The 21,876-nt window shown below is 34.8% G+C and carries 21 protein-coding genes and 1 tRNA gene; 2 read left to right on the top strand and 20 right to left on the bottom strand.

Annotation, left to right across the window (positions count from 1 at the left end):
• Positions 1-23 precede the first annotated feature (23 nt).
• The 13 genes from pyrF to folB all read right to left on the bottom strand — a co-directional run bounded on the left by pyrF (position 24) and on the right by folB (position 10,728).
• Positions 24-1,403: an orotidine-5'-phosphate decarboxylase gene (pyrF, locus tag AC4FQ5_RS07510; RefSeq protein ID WP_491142092.1), complete on the bottom strand. Its 1,380-nt coding sequence runs from the start codon at positions 1,401-1,403 to the stop codon at positions 24-26.
• A gap of 155 nt (positions 1,404-1,558) precedes the next feature.
• On the bottom strand, positions 1,559-1,903 hold the full coding sequence (locus tag AC4FQ5_RS07505) for a YkvA family protein (protein WP_491142091.1): 345 nt from the start codon (positions 1,901-1,903) through the stop codon (positions 1,559-1,561).
• 79 nt (positions 1,904-1,982) lie between these two features.
• Entirely contained in the window at positions 1,983-2,522 is a 540-nt protein-coding gene (locus AC4FQ5_RS07500) for a TlpA family protein disulfide reductase (RefSeq protein ID WP_491142089.1), read from the bottom strand.
• A gap of 168 nt (positions 2,523-2,690) precedes the next feature.
• Entirely contained in the window at positions 2,691-3,254 is a 564-nt protein-coding gene (locus tag AC4FQ5_RS07495; RefSeq protein ID WP_491142087.1) for a thioredoxin family protein, read from the bottom strand.
• A gap of 18 nt (positions 3,255-3,272) precedes the next feature.
• On the bottom strand, positions 3,273-4,343 hold the full coding sequence (aroC, locus tag AC4FQ5_RS07490) for a chorismate synthase (RefSeq protein WP_491142085.1): 1,071 nt from the start codon (positions 4,341-4,343) through the stop codon (positions 3,273-3,275).
• A gap of 50 nt (positions 4,344-4,393) precedes the next feature.
• The gene (locus tag AC4FQ5_RS07485) at positions 4,394-6,031 is read right to left on the bottom strand and encodes an LIC_10190 family membrane protein (RefSeq protein ID WP_491142083.1); all 1,638 of its coding nucleotides are present in this window, start codon (positions 6,029-6,031) and stop codon (positions 4,394-4,396) included.
• 55 nt (positions 6,032-6,086) lie between these two features.
• Positions 6,087-6,623 carry a glycine zipper domain-containing protein gene (locus AC4FQ5_RS07480; protein WP_491142081.1) on the bottom strand — a complete coding sequence of 179 codons (537 nt, stop codon included), beginning with the start codon at positions 6,621-6,623 and terminating at the stop codon, positions 6,087-6,089.
• A 446-nt stretch (positions 6,624-7,069) separates the two neighbouring features.
• Positions 7,070-7,140 (bottom strand) — tRNA-Cys (locus AC4FQ5_RS07475).
• A gap of 50 nt (positions 7,141-7,190) precedes the next feature.
• Entirely contained in the window at positions 7,191-7,700 is a 510-nt protein-coding gene (locus AC4FQ5_RS07470) for an RDD family protein (RefSeq protein WP_491142079.1), read from the bottom strand.
• A gap of 34 nt (positions 7,701-7,734) precedes the next feature.
• Entirely contained in the window at positions 7,735-9,096 is a 1,362-nt protein-coding gene (locus AC4FQ5_RS07465; protein ID WP_491142077.1) for a DUF4403 family protein, read from the bottom strand.
• A gap of 89 nt (positions 9,097-9,185) precedes the next feature.
• On the bottom strand, positions 9,186-9,464 hold the full coding sequence (locus AC4FQ5_RS07460; RefSeq protein WP_491142076.1) for a hypothetical protein: 279 nt from the start codon (positions 9,462-9,464) through the stop codon (positions 9,186-9,188).
• A 2-nt stretch (positions 9,465-9,466) separates the two neighbouring features.
• Entirely contained in the window at positions 9,467-10,117 is a 651-nt protein-coding gene (locus AC4FQ5_RS07455; protein ID WP_491142075.1) for a hypothetical protein, read from the bottom strand.
• Between the two features lie 248 nt (positions 10,118-10,365).
• Positions 10,366-10,728: a dihydroneopterin aldolase gene (folB, locus tag AC4FQ5_RS07450; RefSeq protein ID WP_491142295.1), complete on the bottom strand. Its 363-nt coding sequence runs from the start codon at positions 10,726-10,728 to the stop codon at positions 10,366-10,368.
• 55 nt (positions 10,729-10,783) lie between these two features.
• On the opposite strand from folB, the gene AC4FQ5_RS07445 reads away from it, so the two are divergent.
• Complete coding sequence (locus AC4FQ5_RS07445; RefSeq protein ID WP_491142073.1) at positions 10,784-10,984, top strand: bacteriocin-like protein; 201 nt, start codon at positions 10,784-10,786, stop codon at positions 10,982-10,984.
• A 63-nt stretch (positions 10,985-11,047) separates the two neighbouring features.
• On the opposite strand, the gene nadA is transcribed toward AC4FQ5_RS07445, so the two are convergent.
• From nadA to AC4FQ5_RS07430, 3 genes are all read right to left on the bottom strand, one after another.
• Positions 11,048-12,067 (bottom strand): quinolinate synthase NadA, encoded by a 1,020-nt coding sequence (nadA, locus tag AC4FQ5_RS07440; RefSeq protein WP_300351872.1) that lies wholly within the window; start codon positions 12,065-12,067, stop codon positions 11,048-11,050.
• Positions 12,068-12,165: 98 nt separating this feature from the next.
• Complete coding sequence (gene gmk / locus AC4FQ5_RS07435; protein WP_491142071.1) at positions 12,166-12,738, bottom strand: guanylate kinase; 573 nt, start codon at positions 12,736-12,738, stop codon at positions 12,166-12,168.
• An 83-nt stretch (positions 12,739-12,821) separates the two neighbouring features.
• On the bottom strand, positions 12,822-13,679 hold the full coding sequence (locus AC4FQ5_RS07430) for a YicC family protein (protein ID WP_491142069.1): 858 nt from the start codon (positions 13,677-13,679) through the stop codon (positions 12,822-12,824).
• Between the two features lie 43 nt (positions 13,680-13,722).
• On the opposite strand from AC4FQ5_RS07430, the gene miaA reads away from it, so the two are divergent.
• Positions 13,723-14,643, top strand: coding sequence for a tRNA (adenosine(37)-N6)-dimethylallyltransferase MiaA (miaA, locus tag AC4FQ5_RS07425; protein WP_491142067.1), 921 nt, complete (start codon positions 13,723-13,725; stop codon positions 14,641-14,643).
• A 213-nt stretch (positions 14,644-14,856) separates the two neighbouring features.
• Here miaA and AC4FQ5_RS07420 read toward each other — a convergent pair whose 3' ends face one another.
• From AC4FQ5_RS07420 to AC4FQ5_RS07405, 4 genes are all read right to left on the bottom strand, one after another.
• The gene (locus AC4FQ5_RS07420) at positions 14,857-16,269 is read right to left on the bottom strand and encodes an efflux transporter outer membrane subunit (RefSeq protein ID WP_491142065.1); all 1,413 of its coding nucleotides are present in this window, start codon (positions 16,267-16,269) and stop codon (positions 14,857-14,859) included.
• A gap of 159 nt (positions 16,270-16,428) precedes the next feature.
• A complete protein-coding gene (locus AC4FQ5_RS07415) occupies positions 16,429-19,611 on the bottom strand; it encodes an efflux RND transporter permease subunit (RefSeq protein ID WP_491142063.1) in 3,183 nt (1,060 codons plus the stop codon).
• A gap of 67 nt (positions 19,612-19,678) precedes the next feature.
• A complete protein-coding gene (locus AC4FQ5_RS07410; RefSeq protein WP_491142061.1) occupies positions 19,679-20,839 on the bottom strand; it encodes an efflux RND transporter periplasmic adaptor subunit in 1,161 nt (386 codons plus the stop codon).
• Positions 20,840-21,176: 337 nt separating this feature from the next.
• Positions 21,177-21,773 (bottom strand): TetR/AcrR family transcriptional regulator, encoded by a 597-nt coding sequence (locus AC4FQ5_RS07405; RefSeq protein ID WP_491142059.1) that lies wholly within the window; start codon positions 21,771-21,773, stop codon positions 21,177-21,179.
• Between the last annotated feature and the right edge of the window lie 103 nt (positions 21,774-21,876).

Below are 21,876 nucleotides of genomic sequence, written 5' to 3'. Positions count from 1 at the left end.
TTAAATACAATACAGATGATTTTTTACTGTTGGATCGCATTTTTTTCTAAAGAATTCAAATAGGCTTTCCATCCTTCGTTTTTATAAGTGATTGCAGCTTCTGCGGGATTTTCAGATTTGTAAATTCCTCTTCCCACAATGATAAAATCGGTATGCAATGTCTTGAAAACATGATCCGGAGTATTGTATTGCTGACCTTTTCCGTCACCCGAATCTGCAAGGTTAACTCCCGGTGTAAACAACAACATTTCGTCAGGAAGAGCGTTCTGAGAAACTCCACCAATAACGTTCGGATGTGATAAAGCAACTTTCAAAGCTTCTTCCCTGTAGCTGTTTGTCGTTAAAGTTCCCTTTGAAGACATTCCGATAATTGCTACAACGCCTACGTTTTTGAAACAGTCTAAAGATTCAAAACCACCGATCACCTGAGACGTTACAAAATCTGCCCAATCTGTAATTTTGAAAACTCCGCTTGTGAACTGAAGTTCCTGTGTGTTTCCGATGTCAGCAAATTTTCTGTCTTCCATTAATAAAAACTTGTGCTTTACCGCCATTTCTTTCAACGGGACGATGGTATTTTGGTAATCAAAATCAGAAATAATATCGATGTGAGTCTTTAATGCAATAATGTGTGGTCCCACTTTTTCTGCCAGTTCCAATAATTCCTGAGTTGTAGTAACGTCAGCTGAAGCAATAAGATTGGATTCTTTTGCCAACGCAACTTCTAATAGTTTTTTTGAAACAGAATGCTGTGCAGTTTCAAATTTTTCCTGATAAGAAAGTCTGGTGATCTCTTCAAACTGAATATGGTTTCCGGCAAGAAAATCCTGAATTCTTTTTACTTCGTCATCAGAAAGTTCGCCTTCCTCCTGAAGAATCGTGCAAACTTCTGAAATATTGAAAAGGGTATGAACTCTGTATCCTTTGCTTTCCAGAAGCTGTTTTCCGCCTTGCTCTCTGTCTAAAACGACAACGATGTCAGCAACTTTCAGATCTTCCTGCTCAACTTCTGCAATGGTTTCAATCAAAGATTTTCCGGAAGTAATTACGTCTTCTACCAAAAGGCAGTTTTGGCCTTTCTGGTAAATTCCTTCGATCAGTTTTTTCGTACCGTAGTTTTTTGCTTCTTTTCTTTTAATAATTAATGGAATATAGCTTTCCAGAGACATTGCCGTAGCCATTGGAAGTGCAGCATAAGGAACTCCGCAGATCAGATCAAAATTATCAAGAGGAAGCATTTCCAATAAATAATTAGCCAGATTTTTCAAAATTTTGGGATCTGATGCTAAAGGTCTTAAATCTACATAAAACGGACTTTCAATCCCACTTTTTAAGGTAAATCTTCCGAATTTGATGATGCCAAGCTTATAACACTCTAAAAAGAATTCTTTTTTACTTTCCATTATTTTTTATTAGATGTTGCAAATTTAAGGAAATGATGTTAAAAGTCAATTGCGAATTTTGTTTTGCAGGTGAAAATGTAAATTCGTATTTTGAAGTTCGCAACGAAGCAATTGACCATATGCAAAAAACCATCCCGGAAAGGAATGGTTCAATTTTATTTAATAATTTCAGCATCAATTACTTTAGAGCCGTCTGTGCTGTATTTTCTTTCGGCTTCCCAAAGCAGAAATTTATCTACTTCACGGATCAGTTTCGGAATGGCTAAAGATAAGACAGCTATGTCATCTAAAACTCCTGCAACAATAATGAAATCAGGAATGATGTCGATGGGAGAAACAACATAAAGAAGACCAACCAACGGTAGAATAAGATCTATCGATTTTACAGGATATTCTCCTTTTCTCCACATTTTTACCATTCTGAAAATGTCAGGTATTTTTTTTACGAAGCCTTTGTGACTGATTGCTTCTTTAGCTAAATTAAGTTTTGAATATTTCATTTTGTGTTTGTTTTAAAATAATTTCAACTCTCTAAACTTCTCAAATTCTATACCAACAAATTATAATTTAAGTTAAAACTTATTTAATGATGTTATCTATAAACTGGTGAATAGATTCTGAATCCCAGTCTGTTGCTGCATCTTCTTTGATGAGGATTCTTCCGTTTTCATCGAGTAAGAATGTTGTAGGGAACACTTTTGGAAGAATTTTTTCCGAGATAGGGCTTTGTGCAATGTACACAGGAACGGTATAATTATTTTCTTTCAGGAACTTTCTTATGGCTGGTTCTTCATCTTTCATCGCAATCAAAACAAAATCTACATTATCTTTCCTCCGGTCATATAATCTCTGAATCGATGGCCATTCTTTCCTGCATGGAGGACACCATGTTCCCCAAAAATTCAAAAAAACAGGTTTGTTCCTGAAATTCTTCATATTGTTACTGGGAACGTTGATTCCTTTCAGATCAATATCATAATCATCTGCTTCAATATGTACGGCGCTCTCTATTGTTGCAACCGGAAAAAACAGGTCTTTCAATTTGTCTTTTACTCCGGGAACAAAAGCGATTACTGCGATAATGGCAATTAATACGATATAAATTATATTTTTTTTCATTTTTACTTTTTAATAAAAATTGTTTTAATGGAAAAAATTAAACTACATTTTTGTCATTCCGTAGGAATCTCAACAAATTATTGACAGAATAAATTTTATAAATTCAGCTTAGATTCCTACGGAATGACAAACTAAATGTAATATTATTGATAACTAAATTATTAAAAACTATAACAACTCCAATATTTCCTGAATAGCGTCTTTTCCTCTGTTTTTCGCATAATACAATTGCAAATCATTGTAAAAATGATCTTTTGTATAATTTTCAGGATCAGCTTTGTATTTCATTAGCAATTCTTTACCGTATTTTGGACGTGGTCCCCAGGAATTTTTTACGTTAAAATCTTTATCCAGAATAATAACTTTGGGGATAGATTCTGTTCCGTTGGTTAAGAATTGATTGATTAAGCTTTTATCACTGTCTCGAAGGAAAATTCTAACCTCATTTTTACCTTCGAAAAATTTAACCAAAGCCGGAACGGTCGCACTTGCGTCGCCACACCAAACTTCGGAAATAATTAAAATCTTTCCGTCAAATTTTTTGGTTTCCAATTCTTTTAATTGATCTTCATTCGGAACATACTTTTTTAATGTTCTCTCAATTCTCTGCAGTCCCAGTTCGTAATATTGTTTATAGTCGATTTCCTGTTGATTGGCAGGGTTTTCTAATCTATGTTTTCCGATTTCAACATATTCCTCGAAAGAAATACTTTGTTCCCAGTAATTTTGCATTACCTAAAATATTTATGGTTAAAATTGATTGATATTTCTCGTTTTGTTAATCAAAAAAAGATCTGCCAAAACAAATGCAGCCAGGCTTTCTACAACAGGAACTGCTCTTGGAACCACACAGGGATCATGTCTTCCTTTCCCTTCTACAGTGACGGGATTTCCTTCTTTATCAACACTTTCCTGAGGTCTTAAAATAGTTGCTACAGGTTTAAAAGCTACACGGAAATAAATATCCATTCCGTTTGAGATTCCTCCCTGAATTCCTCCTGAAAGATTTGATTTTGTGGTAAAATCTGTATTGAACGCATCGTTATGTTCGCTTCCTGTCATTTTTGCGCCACAAAAACCGCTTCCATATTCAAAACCTTTGCAGGCATTGATGTTGAGCATTGCTTTTGCCAATTCTGCCTGTAATTTTGAAAAAACAGGTTCGCCAATTCCTGCGGGAACATTTTTGATTACGCAAGTGATTGTTCCACCAATTGTATTGCCTTCTTTTTTGATTTCCTTGATTTTTGAAATCATTTTTTCAGCTGTTTCTGAGTCAGGACAACGGACTTCATTGCTTTCAGTTTTAGAAAAATCTAAATCCTGATATGGTTTTTCACAGAAAATTTCGCCTACGGAAGATACATAAGCGTTAATTTTTATATCCGATAAAAGCTGTTTTGCCAAAGCTCCGGCGACCACCCAATTGATGGTTTCACGGGCAGAAGATTTTCCGCCGCCACGATAATCACGGATTCCGAATTTATGATCGTAAGTGAAATCGGCATGACTCGGACGATACGATTGTGCGATGTGATCGTAATCTTTTGATTTTTGATTTTCGTTTTCAATCATAAAACCAATCGGCGTACCGGTAGTTTTTCCTTCAAAAATTCCTGAAAGAAATTTCACAGTATCACTTTCTTTACGTTGTGTAACGATAGCTGACTGACCAGGTTTTCTTCGGTCAAGCTCGTGTTGGATTTTTTCTAAATTGATTTCCAGACCAGCCGGAAAATTATTGATGATTCCGCCATACGCAAGACCGTGACTTTCACCGAAAGTCGTCAGGCTGAGCAGATTCCCTAAAGTATTGAACATACTACAAAATTACCGTTTTTTATTCAGATAATAAAGTCTTTGAGTTGATACTATTTATAAGAGTTTGTGATTTTATCAGTTATTTTTTTGACCTGTTTTTGCTCACTTTCCGTCATTTCTTTTGAAATAAAACCTTTTCGGATATTATTTTTATCAATCAACTGAGGGAAGATTCCTGCTTTTTGATAGTCAAAAATGAAGCTTTCAGAAATTGCGGGAATTGGCGTATCAAAGTTAAAGGGATATTTCTCCGATACATTAAACTTTAAATTTCCTGTTTCGAAAGAATGGTGTTTTTTATATTCGTAAACTGAAGGTGTATATAATTGTTCAGATTTAAATTCTCCCATGAATGAAGACATTCTGTAACTTGGAATGAATTGAGCTGCAACCGAAGGGAAAGTTATAAAACTGACGAAAAATGTCATTAATGCTGAATAAATTATGAGCGATTTCTTTTTATTCAAATAAGTAAAAAACATTACAAAAATGATTACAAAAAATACATCAATGAAAAATCTGTATTGTGCCGAAAACAGTAGAACTAAAATGCTTTTTATGATTAATGAAATACAAATAAAAGTGATGGTTTTATTTTTTTTAATGAAAGTAAAAACGGTGAAAATGATTAAACTAAAAATAAACAGAATATTGATGACGGATTTAATTCCATCAAGAAAAAGCCAGTTTTTAATATAGTCAGATGTTGAAAACTTCTGAATTTCTGTGTAGGAATACTGGTTGTCAAAAGTTTTGAGAATGGCAAATTCAGAAGAAGATTTTAATAGCTCATGATTGGGTTTCCATGCAAATCCTAAATCAATAATTGCAATGGGGAAGACGGGATATCCGAATGTCCAGATATTTTTTAAACAAAATAAAAATAAGATCAGAGTTCCGGAAATTAAATTTTTAAACTGAAACTTTGTAATAAAGACAGAGTAGAAAAATGTCAGAATTGGTAACCAGATCATTGTTGGTTTTGTTGCAAAAACAAATATGGAAAAAGCAAAAAGTGCTGATGTATTTTTATTGCCTGAAAGAATTTCGTTTAAGACAATTAAAGAAAAAATAATTACTGGCAAATCCGGGCTTGGAGATTGCGAAAACAAGAGTAAAACTGGAAGAAAACATAGCTGAATCCAGCTTTTTTTCTCTATAATGTAAAGAAGATATACAATTAATAAAACTGTGTTTATTCTTAAAAATGGGTCTGTGAAATTTGAAAATCCTGCCTGAAAAATGTGCCATATCGACATTTGACCGAGTACAAGATCAAGGTTTGAAATTCCTTTTACCAGACCGTATTCCTTTAGCCACTGTATGCTTGGTAAATAGTACCCGAAATGATCTAAAATATAAGGATGAAATGATCCGCAAAATAAAATAAAAAGAGAACTTATTGTTAATAACCAATAATCTTTTCGAGAAAAAAAGTTCAGATCAAGATACAATTTTTCCTTAAAAAAGTAGAGCAGACCTACTAAGATTGTCGGAACCTCAATATATAAATTTAACGGAATAAAAAAAGCTAAAACAGTCCAGACAATTGAGATACCAAAAATTCCAGAAATGATTTTTCCTGAAGTGCCTTCGCATAACTGAGTTTTGAAAACGGTCTCGAATAATTTTCCCCAACCTGAAAGGACGGGAATAATAACCATTATAGTGAGTAAAATTAAAATCATAAAAAAAGATTGCCTAAAAATAAGCAATCTTTTATTGTTTTTATTACAACTATTTTTATCTGGGCTGTACACGACCGCTTTTTCTGTCCTGTGCCCGACCCAGGGTATATCCTGTTGCTCCGCCAATAATGCCACCAACAACAGCACCACCGCCACGGTTTTTCTTGTTAACTATAGCACCAAGGGCTGCACCACTTACAACACCAATAGCAGTGCCTTTTGCTGCTTCACTGATGCCTTTTTTTGTGGCTGTGGTCCCTTGTGATGAGCTTCCTCCGTTGTTGGCAACACTGTTACCAGATGAGGAGGGGGTATCTCTATAAATTGTTTTTGTTTCTCTTATTACCTGAGGTTTTGCGGCTGCAGCAGCTTCTTTCGCTTTTTGAACTTCAGCAATACTATCTGTTCTTTTTTGAGCCTCGTAAGCAAATCTTTCCTTTTCAATTGCTAATTTTTGCTTTTCTATTTCAAGCTGTCTTGCCTGAAACTCTATTTTTTGCTGTTCGAGAGATTTCTCTGCAACTTGGTCGTCTTTTTTACAGGCTGTCAGCATAATGGCTGACAAAAAACCTGTTAGTAATATATTTTTCATAACTCAAATTTTAAATCTTGGTGTGGTATGTTCAATTATGAAGCCAAGTTTTAGTTAAAGAAATGTTAAAATTTATTTATGCCTGTTTTTAGTAATTAGCTTTTTGTGAATATTGTTTAACTTTAATTTGTATTTATTGAATATAATTCAATCATAATGCATTATTATTGATTTAATAATTATTTATATCTTTATGGTCACCAAATTTTAAAATATTATGGACTATAGTTTTGTAATAGAATCGGCGTGTATTTTTTGTGGAATAATGGCAATAATTTCCATTACGTATTTTATAATTTCGAAGCAGCGTATCAAGTCAAGATTTTGGTATTACAATTTTGATCAGCGTCATTATAAGAGATACTGTTATTCTAGAAAAGTAAAAAATTAAATATATAAAGATACAGGTAAATAAAAAACTCCAATCAGAAGACTGGAGTTCTTTGAGGTACCTAGCGGATTCGAACCGCTGTAGATGGTGTTGCAGACCACTGCCTAGCCGCTCGGCCAAAGTACCATTTTTAAGTGGTGCAAATATAGAAGATTTTATAATTCAAAACAAAGTTTTTATGCGATTTCTTGTTTTCCCAGGCTTTCAATATCGCTTTTAGCCTGTCTTTCAGCTTCATAATTTTTGATGATAATTACTCTTGTATCACTCCAGGTGTCGTGCCACCCGTTTTCTCCCAAAAAAGATAAAGCATCGAAAGGTACCAGTCTGGAGATATTTCGTATAAAATAATCTTTTAATGTTGGCTCTTTGCCGTCAATCATAATCACTTTGGTGCCTGTCACAAATTTTCCGGGACTTCTTCCCTTTGTAAAATATTCAATCAAGAAAATATAAAAGAAAAAGATAATACTCGTTATAATAATATCCGCGACCCTTCCCAAATGTGCTAACTGATCAAAAAATTTGGTAAAATAATACATTCCGAAAATTCCGTCTATAACTCCTCCTGCGAGACCAAGTGCAAAAAATAGTAAATTAAAAACAATTCTGTCAATAACAATGTTAGCAACTCTTGCCCATTTTGTAGCTCTGTGTCTGTCAATGATTTGTAAATATTTTCTCATGGTTCTTATTAATGGTTTAGTTTTTATAGTCGTTTCAAAATCCTTTTAAAGTAAATCTTAAATTTGCGTTGGTATCGATAACAGCTGTAATGCCAGAATTGTTTAAAAGAATCTGATGAGGCTTCAGATTGAAAACCTTGCCGCTCATTTTCAAGCCTTTGTAATATTCTTTGTTAAAGGCTTCTTCAATATTTTTTTTAGACGAATTTTCCAGATCAGAAGTAGGAATTCCATATTCATCTTCGATCATTTTTACAATTTTTCCTTTAAATAAAAGCGTGGCGGTTTTTTGTAAAATATTGGCGGTTTTCAGTTTGAATTTTGTGTCAGACAAAACGATTTTCTTTTTCAGCTCATCATACACAGGAATTCCGGAAATAAATGCGGTTCCGTTGATGTAATCTTCCATTTCTGCTTCAATCATGATTCGGTTTGCTTCACCGTAAACTTTGATATCTGTAATTTTTACTTTAGAATCTCTGATATCGTATTCTTTGTTTAGAAACATTTTTCTGGCGATACCAGTCGCTTCAGAAAATGGAATATTTGCAGTAGTCTGCAATACAAATTGGTCTGCTAAAAGCGGAATAAAATTAAAATTCATCACAGCTTTTGCCGGTTGTGAAGCTTCGGGTTTTGTTCCTGTGTAGGTTTCGGAAAAAATATCGATACCGATATTGGTGTCAATTTGATTTCCATAGAATTTTAAAGGAGTGATATTGATGTTAATCGGAGTTATTTTTAACCATGTATTATATTCTTCCGAAATATTGAACGGCTGCGAAAAAGCATTCCAAGCTAAAACAGCGTATTGCTGAAAATTAAGCTGAGATGCCATTTGCTGATCGATCGTTTTGCAAAACTTATATTGCTGTTCTTTTAAGCTTTTTTCTACTAAAGAAGTTATGGGAATCTGAATTTTACCAAAATCCAGAACAGGTTTTCTGACCCATTTGAAACCCATTGGCTGTGTGAAAGTGCTGATCGTCCAGTTATTTTTGAAGCTTAATGCTGTTTTAAAATACATCACCGTTTCAAAAGTCGTTTCCTGATACGTGTAAACTCCCAGTGTCCCGATTCCTTTTTCTGCCCATATTTTTAACGGAACTTCGATAAGAATATTCTGGTTGGCATCTCCGACTAATCGTATCGGTCTTGTTTTCCAGACTTTTACTTTGAATTGGTCATTATCGTTATCGCTGTAAGAATCATCCTGAAAAATCAGATCTTTTACCGAAGCATTGATCATATTGCTGATCTCCGACAACGGAATTGTAACCGGCATCGTAATGCTGGATTTTATTTTCGGGAAATTGTAAATGGGATCACCTGAAGTATTGCTCTGCGAAAAAATACCTATAGAAAGCAATAGAAATAATATTTTGAATATCTGCAAAGGATTTTTTTTCAAAAATACAAAAACAATATAAATAAAAAAGTGAGGCTATAAATATATAACCTCACTCGTTAGGTAATGAAAATACCTTAAACTTCTTTTTTGGTAAGCATGATTATTAATGTAATAATCCACACCATTAATACTGAATATCTAAAATAATCAACATATTCTATGGATTTATTAGCTATTAAATTATTATTAAAAACTAAATATATAATAATTAATAAAGACAGAACTATAGCTAAAACCAATATAATTCTTACTTTTTTGTTAATATTCCCTGTTTTAGAATTTCGTTTTTTGAATAAAAGATAAAAAGTCAAAATTGCTAAAAATGTTTGTAAATATATTACGTATGCTTCCATTTTTATTTTTTACATCTAACAGCTGCAGCAACTGTAGTTGCATAAAAAGTAGCTGTTGAGGCAGCTCCTATTACAGCTCCCGCACCCGTTGGTGAAGTAACTGCAGTTGCAACAGCTGAAATAGCTGTATCTAAAATTCCTGCAGCAACAGCCCAACCACATTGTTTTGGATTAATGAGATATACTAATCCTCCAAAAATTACTTTTTGTTGAGGGTTTGCAGCTGTATATATTTCCGCTTCATGAACAATTGCTTCTTTAAGTAATTCACCTTTTGGATCAACTTCAGATATTAGTACTCTATTATCATAAATTATTGTGAATAATTCAGTTGTAGCATTTTTATCTATACCAAAATAATCTTCGAAAGTTTGACCCATTTCGGAAAACGTTGTGTATTGTGAATTGAAAATTAAGCCACTTTGAATATCATCATAAAATCTTTGCTCATTAGTTTCAATTAAATTGTCGTTGAGATTAATTTTTGCAGAAACTTGTACGATTTGCTTTGCAAGATTGTTAATTTCTTCATTTGAAGTTTTTTGAGTAATGTTTGAAGTTTGAGGTGTTAAATCTTGTTCACCACTAGCATTTGTACAAGAATTTGTTATAAGTGCAAGAGTACACATGCTAATTAAAACTTTTCTCTTCATAATTAAATGTTTAAATATTAATGATTTTTTTTGTCTAAACTTTCTGCGCATTTGTTTTCAACAATTACAAAAATAAAAGATTATTTAATATTTACAAAATTTATTTATCACTTTTTATGGATTAATTATTATGTTAAATAGGTTTTTAGAAAGGTTTTTAAACTATAAAAATATCATTAAATTGAGATATTTTTTATTTTTTTTAGAATTATATTTTTTTTCATTTCGATATGTCTGCCTGATTAAAATTAAATAAAACTTTTTTCAAGCTCAATACTTGCGCCTTTCATCTCACCTTTCATTGGTGGGCTTGTTTTGGTAATTCTTAATTTGATATAAGAAATCTGATTAAATTTTTCGTTGATTTTAGTGATAATTCTTCCTGCAACATGCTCCAATAATTTAGATGAGATCTTCATTTCATTATGAATGATCTCGTTGATGTCTGCATAACTTATTGTATCATTCAAATCATCAGAAACTGCCGCATTCCACAAATCTGTGTGAATTTCAGCATTTAAAATATAATTGGTTCCGATAATGTTTTCTTCAGGAAGAACGCCGTGATAAGCGTAGATTTTGATGTCTTCTAAAAATATTTTACTCATTATTTTCTTTTATGTAAGCAAAAGTATTATATTTAATAACCAAAAAAATTAAATTATTATGAAAAATCTAAAAAAACTAAATCGAGTAGATCTACAATCTATTAATGGAGGTACTGTGTGTAATGAAAACTGTCCTCCCGGACCTTATGGTCCTGGTCCTGGTTTTCCAAGTTCATGTAAAGCATATAATGCTTTGCCAAAATGTTGCCAATCTAAAGTTTTAGTACATATTGATTGTGTAGACGGAGGAGTTTCATAAAATTGTAAATACCTTCTCAGTAAAAATAAAAGAGCTGTCTCAAGTGAGACGGCTCTTTTTATTTTATTTGATGCTTTTGGAAAGGTCAAGCATTGCTTCAATCGGTTTCAAAGCTCTTAACCTTAATTCTTCATCGATAATAATCTCAGGAAGCTCATATTTCATACATAAATACAATTTTTCCATTGTATTTCGTTTCATGTAGAAACATTCTGAGCAGTTACAGCTTTCGTCAAAAACCAAAGCAGGAATCAATTCTTTATGTGGTGCGCGTTTTCTCATTTCGTGAAGAATTCCTTCCTCTGTTGCGATGATAAATTTCTGACAATCTTCTTTTTCAACATAGTTTAAAAGGGCAGAAGTAGAACCAATAAAATGAGCCAGCTTCAACACTGATTCTTCACTTTCCGGGTGTGCAATTAATTTAGCATCAGGATTATCAGCCAACTGCTGTGCAATTCTCTCCATTGAAAATGCTTCATGAACGATACAGCTTCCATCCCAAAGAATCATATCACGACCCGTTTTTTGAGATAAATATCTCCCTAAATTTTTATCCGGAGCGAAAATAATCGGTCTGTCTTTCGGTAAAGCTTCAATTACCGTTTCAGCGTTTGAACTGGTTACGATGATGTCACTTTCAGCCTTCGTTTCAGCGTTACAGTTAATATACGTTGCGATCAAAGCATTTGGATGTTGCTCCCGCATCTTTCTCAAACCTTCCCCTGAACATCCGTCTGCCAAAGAGCATCCCGCCATAGTATCAGGAAGAACAACTTTTTTCGTAGGATTCAAAATCTTCGCTGCTTCTGCCATGAAATGGACTCCGCAGAATACGATCATGTCAGCATTCGTGTCTTTTGCCTGTCTCGCCAGTTGAAGGGAATCTCCAAGGAAATCCGCAATATCCTGAATTTCTCCGGGTTGGTAATAATGCGCTAAAATTACCGCATTTTTCTCTTCTTTCAATTGAAGAATCGCTTTTACCAATTCTTCTCCTTGAGGAATTACCAAATCTTTTATATCCAAAAATCCTCTTACAGGAATTGCAGATTTAGCTTTTTCTAATGTTTCGGTACTCATATCAACCTCAATGTTTTTTGATTATAGAAGTTAGATTTTATAAATTAGAAGTTAGATTTGATCCGGAATTTGCCGGTGTTTTCACTAACCCTATAATTTTAACTTCTGTTTTCTTCTATAAATTTTTTTATTAAACTTTCTATTTCTTTTTTTGCAGTATCTAAATCGGAGTTAATCACGATTTTATCAAATTCTTTCGCATAAGACATTTCTTCTTCTGCTTTTGCTACACGGGTTTTGATGGTTTCTGCATCATCTGTTCCTCTGGAGATCAATCTTCGTTCCAATTCCTCGATGGAAGGTGGTTCTATGAAAATTGACAAAGCTTTTTCGCCAAAATATTTTTTTAAGGAAACCCCGCCTTTCACATCAACGTCAAAAATAACCACTTTCCCTAAGTTCCAGATCTTTTCGACTTCAGATTTTAAAGTACCGTAATATTTATCAGTATATACTTCTTCAAATTCTACAAAAGCATCTTCCGAAATTTTTTGCCTGAATTCGTCAGGACTCAGAAAATGATAATCTACGGCATGAATTTCACTTCCTCTCGGCTGTCTCGTGGTGCATGAAATCGAAAATTCCAATTCTGGAATTGCTCCCAGCGAATGTTTTACTAATGTTGTTTTCCCGCTTCCCGATGGCGCTGAAAATATGATAACCTTATTCATTATTCATATAGTTGTTGGTTGATGGTTTTTAGTTGATGGTCGAAGAACATACTAACAACCATCAACTAAAATCAATCAACTAATTATAATACGTTTAACGTCTGTTCTTTGATTTTTTCCAGATCATCTTTCATCATCACAACCAATTTCTGAATTTCGGCATGATTGGCTTTTGAACCTAAAGTATTGATTTCTCTTCCGATTTCCTGTGAAATAAATCCTAACTTTTTCCCATTGAAATCTTCGTTTTCCATCACTTCAGAATAATATTTCAAATGTTGGGAAAGTCTTACTTTTTCTTCAGAAATATCTAATTTTTCAGTAAAGTAAGCCATTTCCTGATAGAAGCGGGTTTCGTCTACGTTTTCAAACTCCTTTAAAGTTTTCATGTAACGTTCTTTCACAGAATTGATTCTTACTTCTTCATAAGGAATGACTTCTGCTAAAGATTTGTCAATATTTTTGATGTTTCTTTCCAGCTCTTCATGGAGAATTTTCCCTTCCGTTTTTCTGAATTCCTGAAATTTATCAACGGCATTATTGACAATTTTCGCCAAAGATTCCCATTCGCCTTCCGTTAATTCGTCCGGTCTTGAAGTGATTGCATCAGGAAGTCTTACCGCCATTTTAAGGTACTCGAAATCTGGCCCGTCAGAAGCTATATTTTTAAGCTCATTCATGTAAGAATCAATCAGGCTTCTGTTGATTTTTACATCATTAGTTTCTTCAAGATTCTCAATATTGATATAGCAATCTACCTTTCCACGGATGATTCTATCATTCAGAATTTTTCTTACTTCAAATTCTTTTTCTTTGTAACGCAAAGGAATTTTGATATTCAAATCAAAGCTCTTGCTGTTCAGTGATTTAATATCGATCGAAATCTTTTTTCCTTCAAAAACACCTTCGGCTCTACCGAAGCCGGTCATTGATAAAATCATACTTTTTTATTGTTGTACAAAGATAAACATTTAAATTAGCACTGTGAAAGCGAAAAATTTGATTTCTGTTGTAGGACCTACCGGAATTGGAAAAACGAGATTGGCAATTGATTTGGCAAAACATTTCAAAACAGAAATTGTTTCCTGCGATTCGCGCCAGTTTTTTAAGGAAATGATCATCGGAACCGCTTCTCCGTCTACAGAAGAATTGGCAGAAGCAACTCACCATTTTATAGGAAATCTTTCTGTTCAGGAATATTATTCTATCGGACAATACGAGGAAGATGCTTTAAATAAACTCAACGAACTTTTTAAAAAATACGATACCGTCATTTTAGTCGGTGGAAGTATGATGTACGAAAAAGCGGTCATTGAAGGTCTGAATGATTTGCCGGAAGCCAATGAAAAAAATCAGAATAAATTACAGGAAATTCTGGATCATGAAGGAGTTGAAAAACTTCAGGAAATGTTGAAAGAACTCGACCCTGAATATTTTTCTGTAGTAGATTTTCACAATCACAGAAGACTTTTGCGCGCCATTGATGTTATCTGGCAAACGGATAAAAAATATTCTGAATTAATTGCTGTTTCACAGGATTCAAGAGATTTCAACGTTATCAGAATCGGAATTGAAGCTCCAAGAGAAGAATTATATGATAGAATTAATCAGAGAGTGGATATTATGATGGAGAAAGGCTTGTTGGACGAAGCAAAAAGTTTAGAGAAATTTAAACACTTGACGGCTTTGAATACAGTTGGTTATGCCGAACTTTTTAAATATTTTGAAGGCGAATGGGATTTGGATTTTGCCGTTTCTGAAATTAAGAAGAATAGCCGAAGATATGCAAAGCGACAATTGACCTGGTATCGAAAAGCGGATGATATTCATTATTTGCAGTTGGGATATTCTCAGGAGGACTTTGATGGATTGATTGAATATATTAATGAAGAATTTCAAAAATAATACAACGTACACTTTGTCATTGACTCCGTCGAATCTTCGATTTCCGTAGGAATCTCGGCAACAATATTGCAAAATAAATCTCTACAAATATAGCTTAGATTCCACGCTTCACTGCGTTTCGCTCTGAATGACAAACTGGATGGTAAATGCAAGTCTTTATAAACAAAAAATGCGATCCCGAAAGACCGCACTTCAAACAATATAATTAATTTACTACTTCCATCCGCCACCTAAAGCTCGGTACAAATCTACAATACTGCTCAATCGCTGTCTTTTTACGGACGCAAGATTCAGTTCAGCCTGAAGAGAATTTCCCTGAGCTGTAATCACTTCTAAGTAATTGGCCATTCCGCCTTTATAAAGCATTTCGGCACTTTTTATTCCGTTTTTCAAGGTGGTCACCTGTTCGTTGGCTTTTTGTTCCTGAACTTTTAAACTTTCGTTGGAAACCAAGGCATCAGAAACTTCACCCACCGCATTCAAAACAGACTGACGAAAAGCCAATACATTTTTCTCTCTCTGAATTTTGGCAACATTTAAATCTGTTTTCAATTGTCTTTTCTGGAAAATAGGTTGCGTCAATCCTCCTAAAACAGAACCGAACAATGAAGCCGGAATTGAAAACCAGTTATCAACTTTAAATGAATTTACTCCACCAGTTGCAGTGATTTTTAAGGAAGGATACATATTTGCCTGAGCAATTCCCACAATTGCATTGGATTCCAAGAGAACCAATTCCTGCTGACGAACATCCGGACGACGACTCACCATCGCTGCAGGAAGTCCTGCAGAAATTTCCTGTGGTAAAGAAGTGTCGGACATTTCAATTGTTCTGTTGACTTTGTTTGGATTTTCACCCACTAAAATACTCAGAGCATTTTCCTGAATGGCAATATTTTGTTCCAATTGAGTGATCAAAAGTTCTGTCGATTGCTTTTGAGCGGTTGCCTGTTGAACTCCCAAAGAAGTTGTATCACCGCTTTGCCATAATTTTTCTGTAAGAGAAAGGGTATTGGTGCTTAAGTCTAAATTTGATTTTGCAATCTGTAATTGTTTATCAAGCATCAATAAATTATAATAACCTTGAGCAATTGCCGCAACCACCTGTGTCTGAATTGCTTTTGTCGCTTCATAAGTCTGCAGATACTGCATTTTTGAAACTTCCTGCTGGTTTTTAATTTTCCCCCAAATATCTGCTTCCCAAGACAGATTGAATGCAGCATTATAATCTTCAACGTGACTCTGCCCTAAAAATAAATTTAAGCTTTGCCCGTTCATGCTGTTTTTGGAAGGCTTTGAAATCTGAGCAGAAACTCCGAAGCCAACATCAGGATATTGAAGATATTTTGCCTGTTTTAGTTTTTCCTGTGAAGAAGCAACTTGTTTTAAGGCAATCTGTAAATCGTAATTATTTTTAATTCCTTTTTCAATTAAATCCTGTAAAATAGGGTCGCTGAAAAACTGTTTCCACTGCAAATTGGCTACACTTGCAGTATCTGCCGTTGCGGTGTATTTGAATTGCTCAGGAAGCTCAAGTTCAGGTTCTTTGTATGCCAGTTTTGACACACAGGAAACCGAAACTAAAGCCATCGCAAATGCTATGATGATATTTTTTACTCGTTTCATAAGTCTATATTTTTAAATTGATCACAAAACTTTGAGTGGCAAGCAAAGCTGTCTTTAGTAGGAGAAAATACTTTGCCTGGTTCAGAAAATCTTAAAAATTAAATTGAAGAAAAATTTTGTTTGAATTTCAGATCTCAAAGTTTTGTTAATCATTTTTTATTAATTTGCTGTTGCTAAAAGTTCCTCCTCCAGTTTTTGTTTTTGAAGTCTTTTATTTTTTCTGCTTGGCATTTTTTCATGTAAATACTGGAAGATCACATACATCACCGGAATAATAAAAATCCCGAAGACAACTCCTGTAAACATTCCACCAACGGTGCTGATTCCGATGGAGTGATTTCCTTTTGCTGCCGCACCTTGTGTCCAAACTAACGGTAACATACCGATGATGAAAGCAAATGAAGTCATCAAAATTGGTCTTAAACGTAATCTTGAAGCCTGAAGTGCAGATTCAATCAAGGTTTTTCCTGCCTTTCTTCGCTGAACTGCAAATTCGACAATCAGAATCGCATTTTTCGCTAACAATCCGACGAGCATGATTAAACCAACTTGTACATAAATATTATTATCAATTCCCGCTAATCCTGTGAAAGCAAATACTCCGAAAATCCCTGTTGGAATGGTTAAAATAACGGCAAACGGAAGAATGTAACTTTCGTACTGAGCTGCCAACAAGAAATACACAAACAAAATACTTAACATAAATACAAAAGCAGTTTGTCCACCGGTTTTGATTTCTTCACGGGTAATTCCTGTCCATTCATAACCGTAACCTCTAGGAAGTGATTTTTGGGCAACTTCTTCTACCGCTTTGATGGCATCTCCGGTACTGTAACCAGGTTTTGGAGTTCCATTAATTGTCACGGCGTTGAATAAGTTGTTTCTTGAAACCGTTTCTGGTCCGAAGGTTCTTTTTAATGTTACCAAAGTCTTTACAGGAACCATTTCGCCGGTTTTATTTTTAACATAAATTCCTTCCATAGAATTGGCATCTGTTCTGTAAGGAATATCTGCCTGAGCCATTACTCGATAATATTTTCCGAATCTGTTGAAATCTGAAACGAAGCTACTTCCATAATAAATCTGCATCGTTTGCATCAATTCAGTTACAGAAACTCCCAATTGATTGGCTTTATCAGTATCAACATCAATCGTATATTGAGGATTTCCTGCTGCGTAAGTTGTAAAAGCAAAAGCAATTTCAGGACGTTTCATCAATTCCCCGATAAATGCCTGAGTCGTTGTTCCCAATTGTTCAAAAGAGCCATTGGTTTTATCCTGCAACATAAATTCAAACCCTGAAACGTTACCAAAACCTTGTACAGTAGGGAAGTTGAAGAAAAATGCGTTGGCATCTTTTACTTGAGCAACTTTTCCTGTCAAGGCTGCTGCTATCTGATCGGGATCTTTCACTTCGCCACGATCTTCAAAATCTTTAAGCTTGATGAAACCTGCAGCATACGGAGAAGCATTGGAATTACTGATGAAATTCATTCCATCGGCTACCCAAAGGTGATTTTTTGCTTTTTCACCGTTGATGATTTTATCAATCTGTTCAGTGGCTCTGTGCGTTCTGTCTAATGAACTTCCCGGAGGTGTATTGACTGCATATAAAACAAATCCCTGATCTTCGGTAGGAATAAATCCTGTCGGAGCTTTATTGATTAAGAAAACACTTGCAGCTGTAATCAATGCTAAACCAGTAACGGCAACCCATTTATTTTTAATTAAAAATTTAAGGCTGTAGATATATTTTCTGGTCATGTTGTTGAAGCTTTTATTGAAAGCGTTGAAAAACCTCGCTCCAAAACCTTTTTTCTGACCGTGCTCACCATGTTCTCCTTGAGGATCATTTAATAATAAAGCACATAAAGCCGGGCTTAATGTCAAAGCGTTAACCGCTGAAATCATAATCGCAATCACCAAAGTAAAGGCAAACTGTCTGTAGAAAACTCCTGCCGGACCTTGCATGAAACCAACCGGAATAAATACCGCACACATCACCAATGTAATAGAAATAATCGCTCCTGAAATTTCGCTCATTGAATGTGTCGTTGCCTGTTCAACCGGCATTCCTGTCTGTTCCATTTTTGAATGGACGGCTTCCACGACGACAATCGCATCATCCACCACAATTCCAATGGCGAGTACCAATGCAAATAAGGTCAACATATTGATGCTGAAACCAAACATCTGAAGGAAAAAGAATGTACCAATAATTGCTACCGGAACAGCGATAGCAGGAATTAATGTAGATCTGAAATCCTGAAGGAAGATAAAAACTACAATAAACACCAAGACAAATGCAATAACTAAAGTCTCAACAACCTGATGAATTGACGCATCCAAAAAGTCTTTTGAATTGTACATGATGATTGGTTCAACTCCCTTTGGAAGGGTAGTTTTCATTTGCTCAACCTGCTTTTCAATATCAGTTAAAATTTCATTTGCGTTAGAGCCTGCAGTTTGCAAAATGGCAAATCCTGCGACAGGTTTACCATCCATTCTGTTGGCTGCGGTGTACGTATAAGAACCAAATTCTACTCTCGCAACATCTTTTAATCTTAAAAACGAACCGTCACTGTTTGATTTGATGGCGATGTTTTCGTAGTCTGCATTTTTGTTTAATTTACCTTTATACTTTAAAATATATTCGTAAGTTTCCTTGCTTCCCTGTCCTAAACGTCCTGGTGCAGCTTCTAAATTATGATCTTTAACTGCTGCTAAAACTTCCTGTGGAGAAAGGTTATTCGCAGCTAAACGATCAGGTTTCAGCCAAAGTCTCATTGAATAATCTCTCGTTCCGAAAACCTGAGCCTGAGCAACTCCCGGAATACGTTGTATTTGTGGAATGACATTGATTTTCAAATAGTTTTGCAAGAAGAGCTCATCATATTGTTTTGGGTCATCACTTGATAATCCCATAAACATAATCATACTGTTCTGAACTTTCTGAGTTGAAATTCCCGCCTGTACAACCTCCTGCGGAAGCTGGCTCATCGCTTTTGAAACACGATTCTGAACGTTTACTGCTGCGTTATCCGGATCAGAACCTTGTTTGAAAAATACACTCAAGGTCATTGATCCGTCGTTACTTGAATTTGAGGTCATGTATGTCATATTCTCTACCCCGTTTACAGCTTCCTCAATAGGAACCGCAACGGAACGGGCAACAACTTCTGCATTCGCTCCCGGATAAAATGCTGTCACCTGAACACTCGGTGGTGCAATATCGGGGAACAACGTAATCGGAAGGTTGAAAACCGACATCGCTCCCAACAGCAATAGTATAATGGAGATAACCGTAGAAAGTACCGGTCTATCTATGAATTTTTTTAACATAAGAAATTTATTTTTTAATGTTGTTTAAAAGCTTTTATGACTTTTGTATTAAAAGTTTAAACACTTTTTACAAAGGTCTGGCTCTCAAAAGACTGTCAGAAGAAATCGCTTTCGGCTGAATGGTAACCCCATCTTTCAACGCACCGATTCCTGTGTAGACGATTTTATCACCAACGGCAATTCCATCAGAAATAAAGTAATAACTGTCTGTTTTTCCTGAGATCGTTACAGGTTTTGAGGTTACTTTTTTATCTTTCCCAACTACATAAACGTAGACTTTATCCTGTATTTCAAAGGTCGATTCCTGAGGAATAACAAGTGTGTTGGCAAATAGTTGCGGCATACGAACTCTACCTGTATTTCCTGTTCTCAATGCTCCGTTTGCATTTGGGAAAACTGCGCGAACGCTTATTGCACCTGTGGTTTTATCAAACTGTCCGTCTACAATGCTCATTTTACCTTTTTCAGGATAGGTGGTGTTATCTGCGATAACCAAATCTACCATCGGCATATTTTTCAGTTTCTCGTTTAAGGTTGCTCCTGGATATTTTTTCTGGAAACCGATAAAATCAAGTTCGCTTAGAGAGAAGTATGCATAAATTTCGCTGATGTCTGATAACATCGTCAATGGACTTGGGTCTGTTCTTGAAATTAAACTTCCCTTTTTGTAAGGAATCCTGCCAATGTATCCGCTTACCGGAGCCGTGATGGTTGTAAATCCTACGTTGATTCTGGCTCCACCGACTGAAGCTTTTGCCTGTGATGCTGCTGCTACTGCTGCGGCATAATTGGCTTTTGCAGTTCTCAGCTGTACATCGGAAACTACTTTTGCAGCGACCAATGGCTGCAGTCTGTCAACTTCCACTTTTGCTTTCTGAATATTGGCGTTGGCAACCTGTAAATTAGCATTCGCCATATTCATCTGCTCACCGTAAGCTCTTGAATCTATTTTGAACAAGGCTTGCCCGGCTCTCACATAAGCACCTTCTTCGACATAAATTTTATCTAAATATCCGTCAACCTGTGATCTGATTTCTACATTATTTTTTCCTTCCAACGCAGTTGGAAATTCCTGGTAAACTGTTGCAGGAGAGGTAATAACGGTGTAAACCGGCAATTCCGGCGCAGGTGCTGCGGCATTTGTGCTTTCTGCTGCTTTAGTACAACTTTGTAAAAGAATGATACTCGATATAAGTACGATCATTTTAGTTTTTGCAGTTATTTTCATTTTAGTTTATTTAATAAAAATGTTAGATTGAGTAATGTTATTGGGTATAATCAATGTAATATTTTCTAACAGTGTTAACTTTAAGTTAAAAAAATAAAACATTTTTAATGCTGAGTTAATGTGTTGTTTTCATGGTTTCAATTTTTTAAATATAATTCTGAGTAAGTTATTATGTGTGTTATTTTTCTTAACGGTGTTAATGGTAAGGGAAAAAAATTGCAAGAAGTAGTGTTATGAAATTATGCTTCATTTTAAAGTTTTTTATTTTATTATTAAATTATCTTAATTATTCCGTGTTACTTTTCCTAACGGTGTTAATTTTTAGTTCAAAAAAAATTTACAATGATTTAATAAATGCTGAAACAGTTTCGTCCAAAGTTGTTTTATTCATTGTAGAAGGAATATCATCATTTCTCATCATCATAATAGAGATCAATCCATGAACTGCTGAAAATAAAGCATGAGAAGAGTGACAGGCATTATCAGGATTTGAACCTTTTTTCTTAATGATTTTGAAAGTACATTCATACAGCATATCCTGAAAAGAAGAAAATTCTTCTTTCATCAATCCCTTTCCGCTGCATTGCATTCCCAGACCAAACATCAATTGGTAATATTCTTTATTTTTGAAAGCAAAATTCCAATAAGCATCTACAATTGCTGTCAACTGATCTTCCGGTGTTTCGTGTTTTTTCTGAGCTTTCAGTAAATCTATCTGCAAGCAATGAAAACCGTTGATAGAGATTTCGTATAAAATTGCTTCTTTGTTTTCAAAATGATCATAAACTACGGGTGCGCTGTACTCAATCGCATCTGCAATTTTACGAATAGACAACGAAGCCCAACCGTCAGTTTTAGCCAAAGTGAATGCTGCCTGCAAAATATTTGCACGGATGGATTCTTTTTCTCTTTGGCGACGTTCATGTAAGCCCATGATTTTTTATTTTACTAACAGTGTTAGCAAAACTACAAACATTTAACTATATCAACCAAATAATTTTTGAAATTTAACTTATAAAGAAAGACTTTGAAGAACT

The sequence above is a fragment of the Chryseobacterium sp. DT-167 genome (genome assembly GCF_058310155.1).
This window is presented reverse-complemented; position numbering and strand designations above follow the sequence as displayed.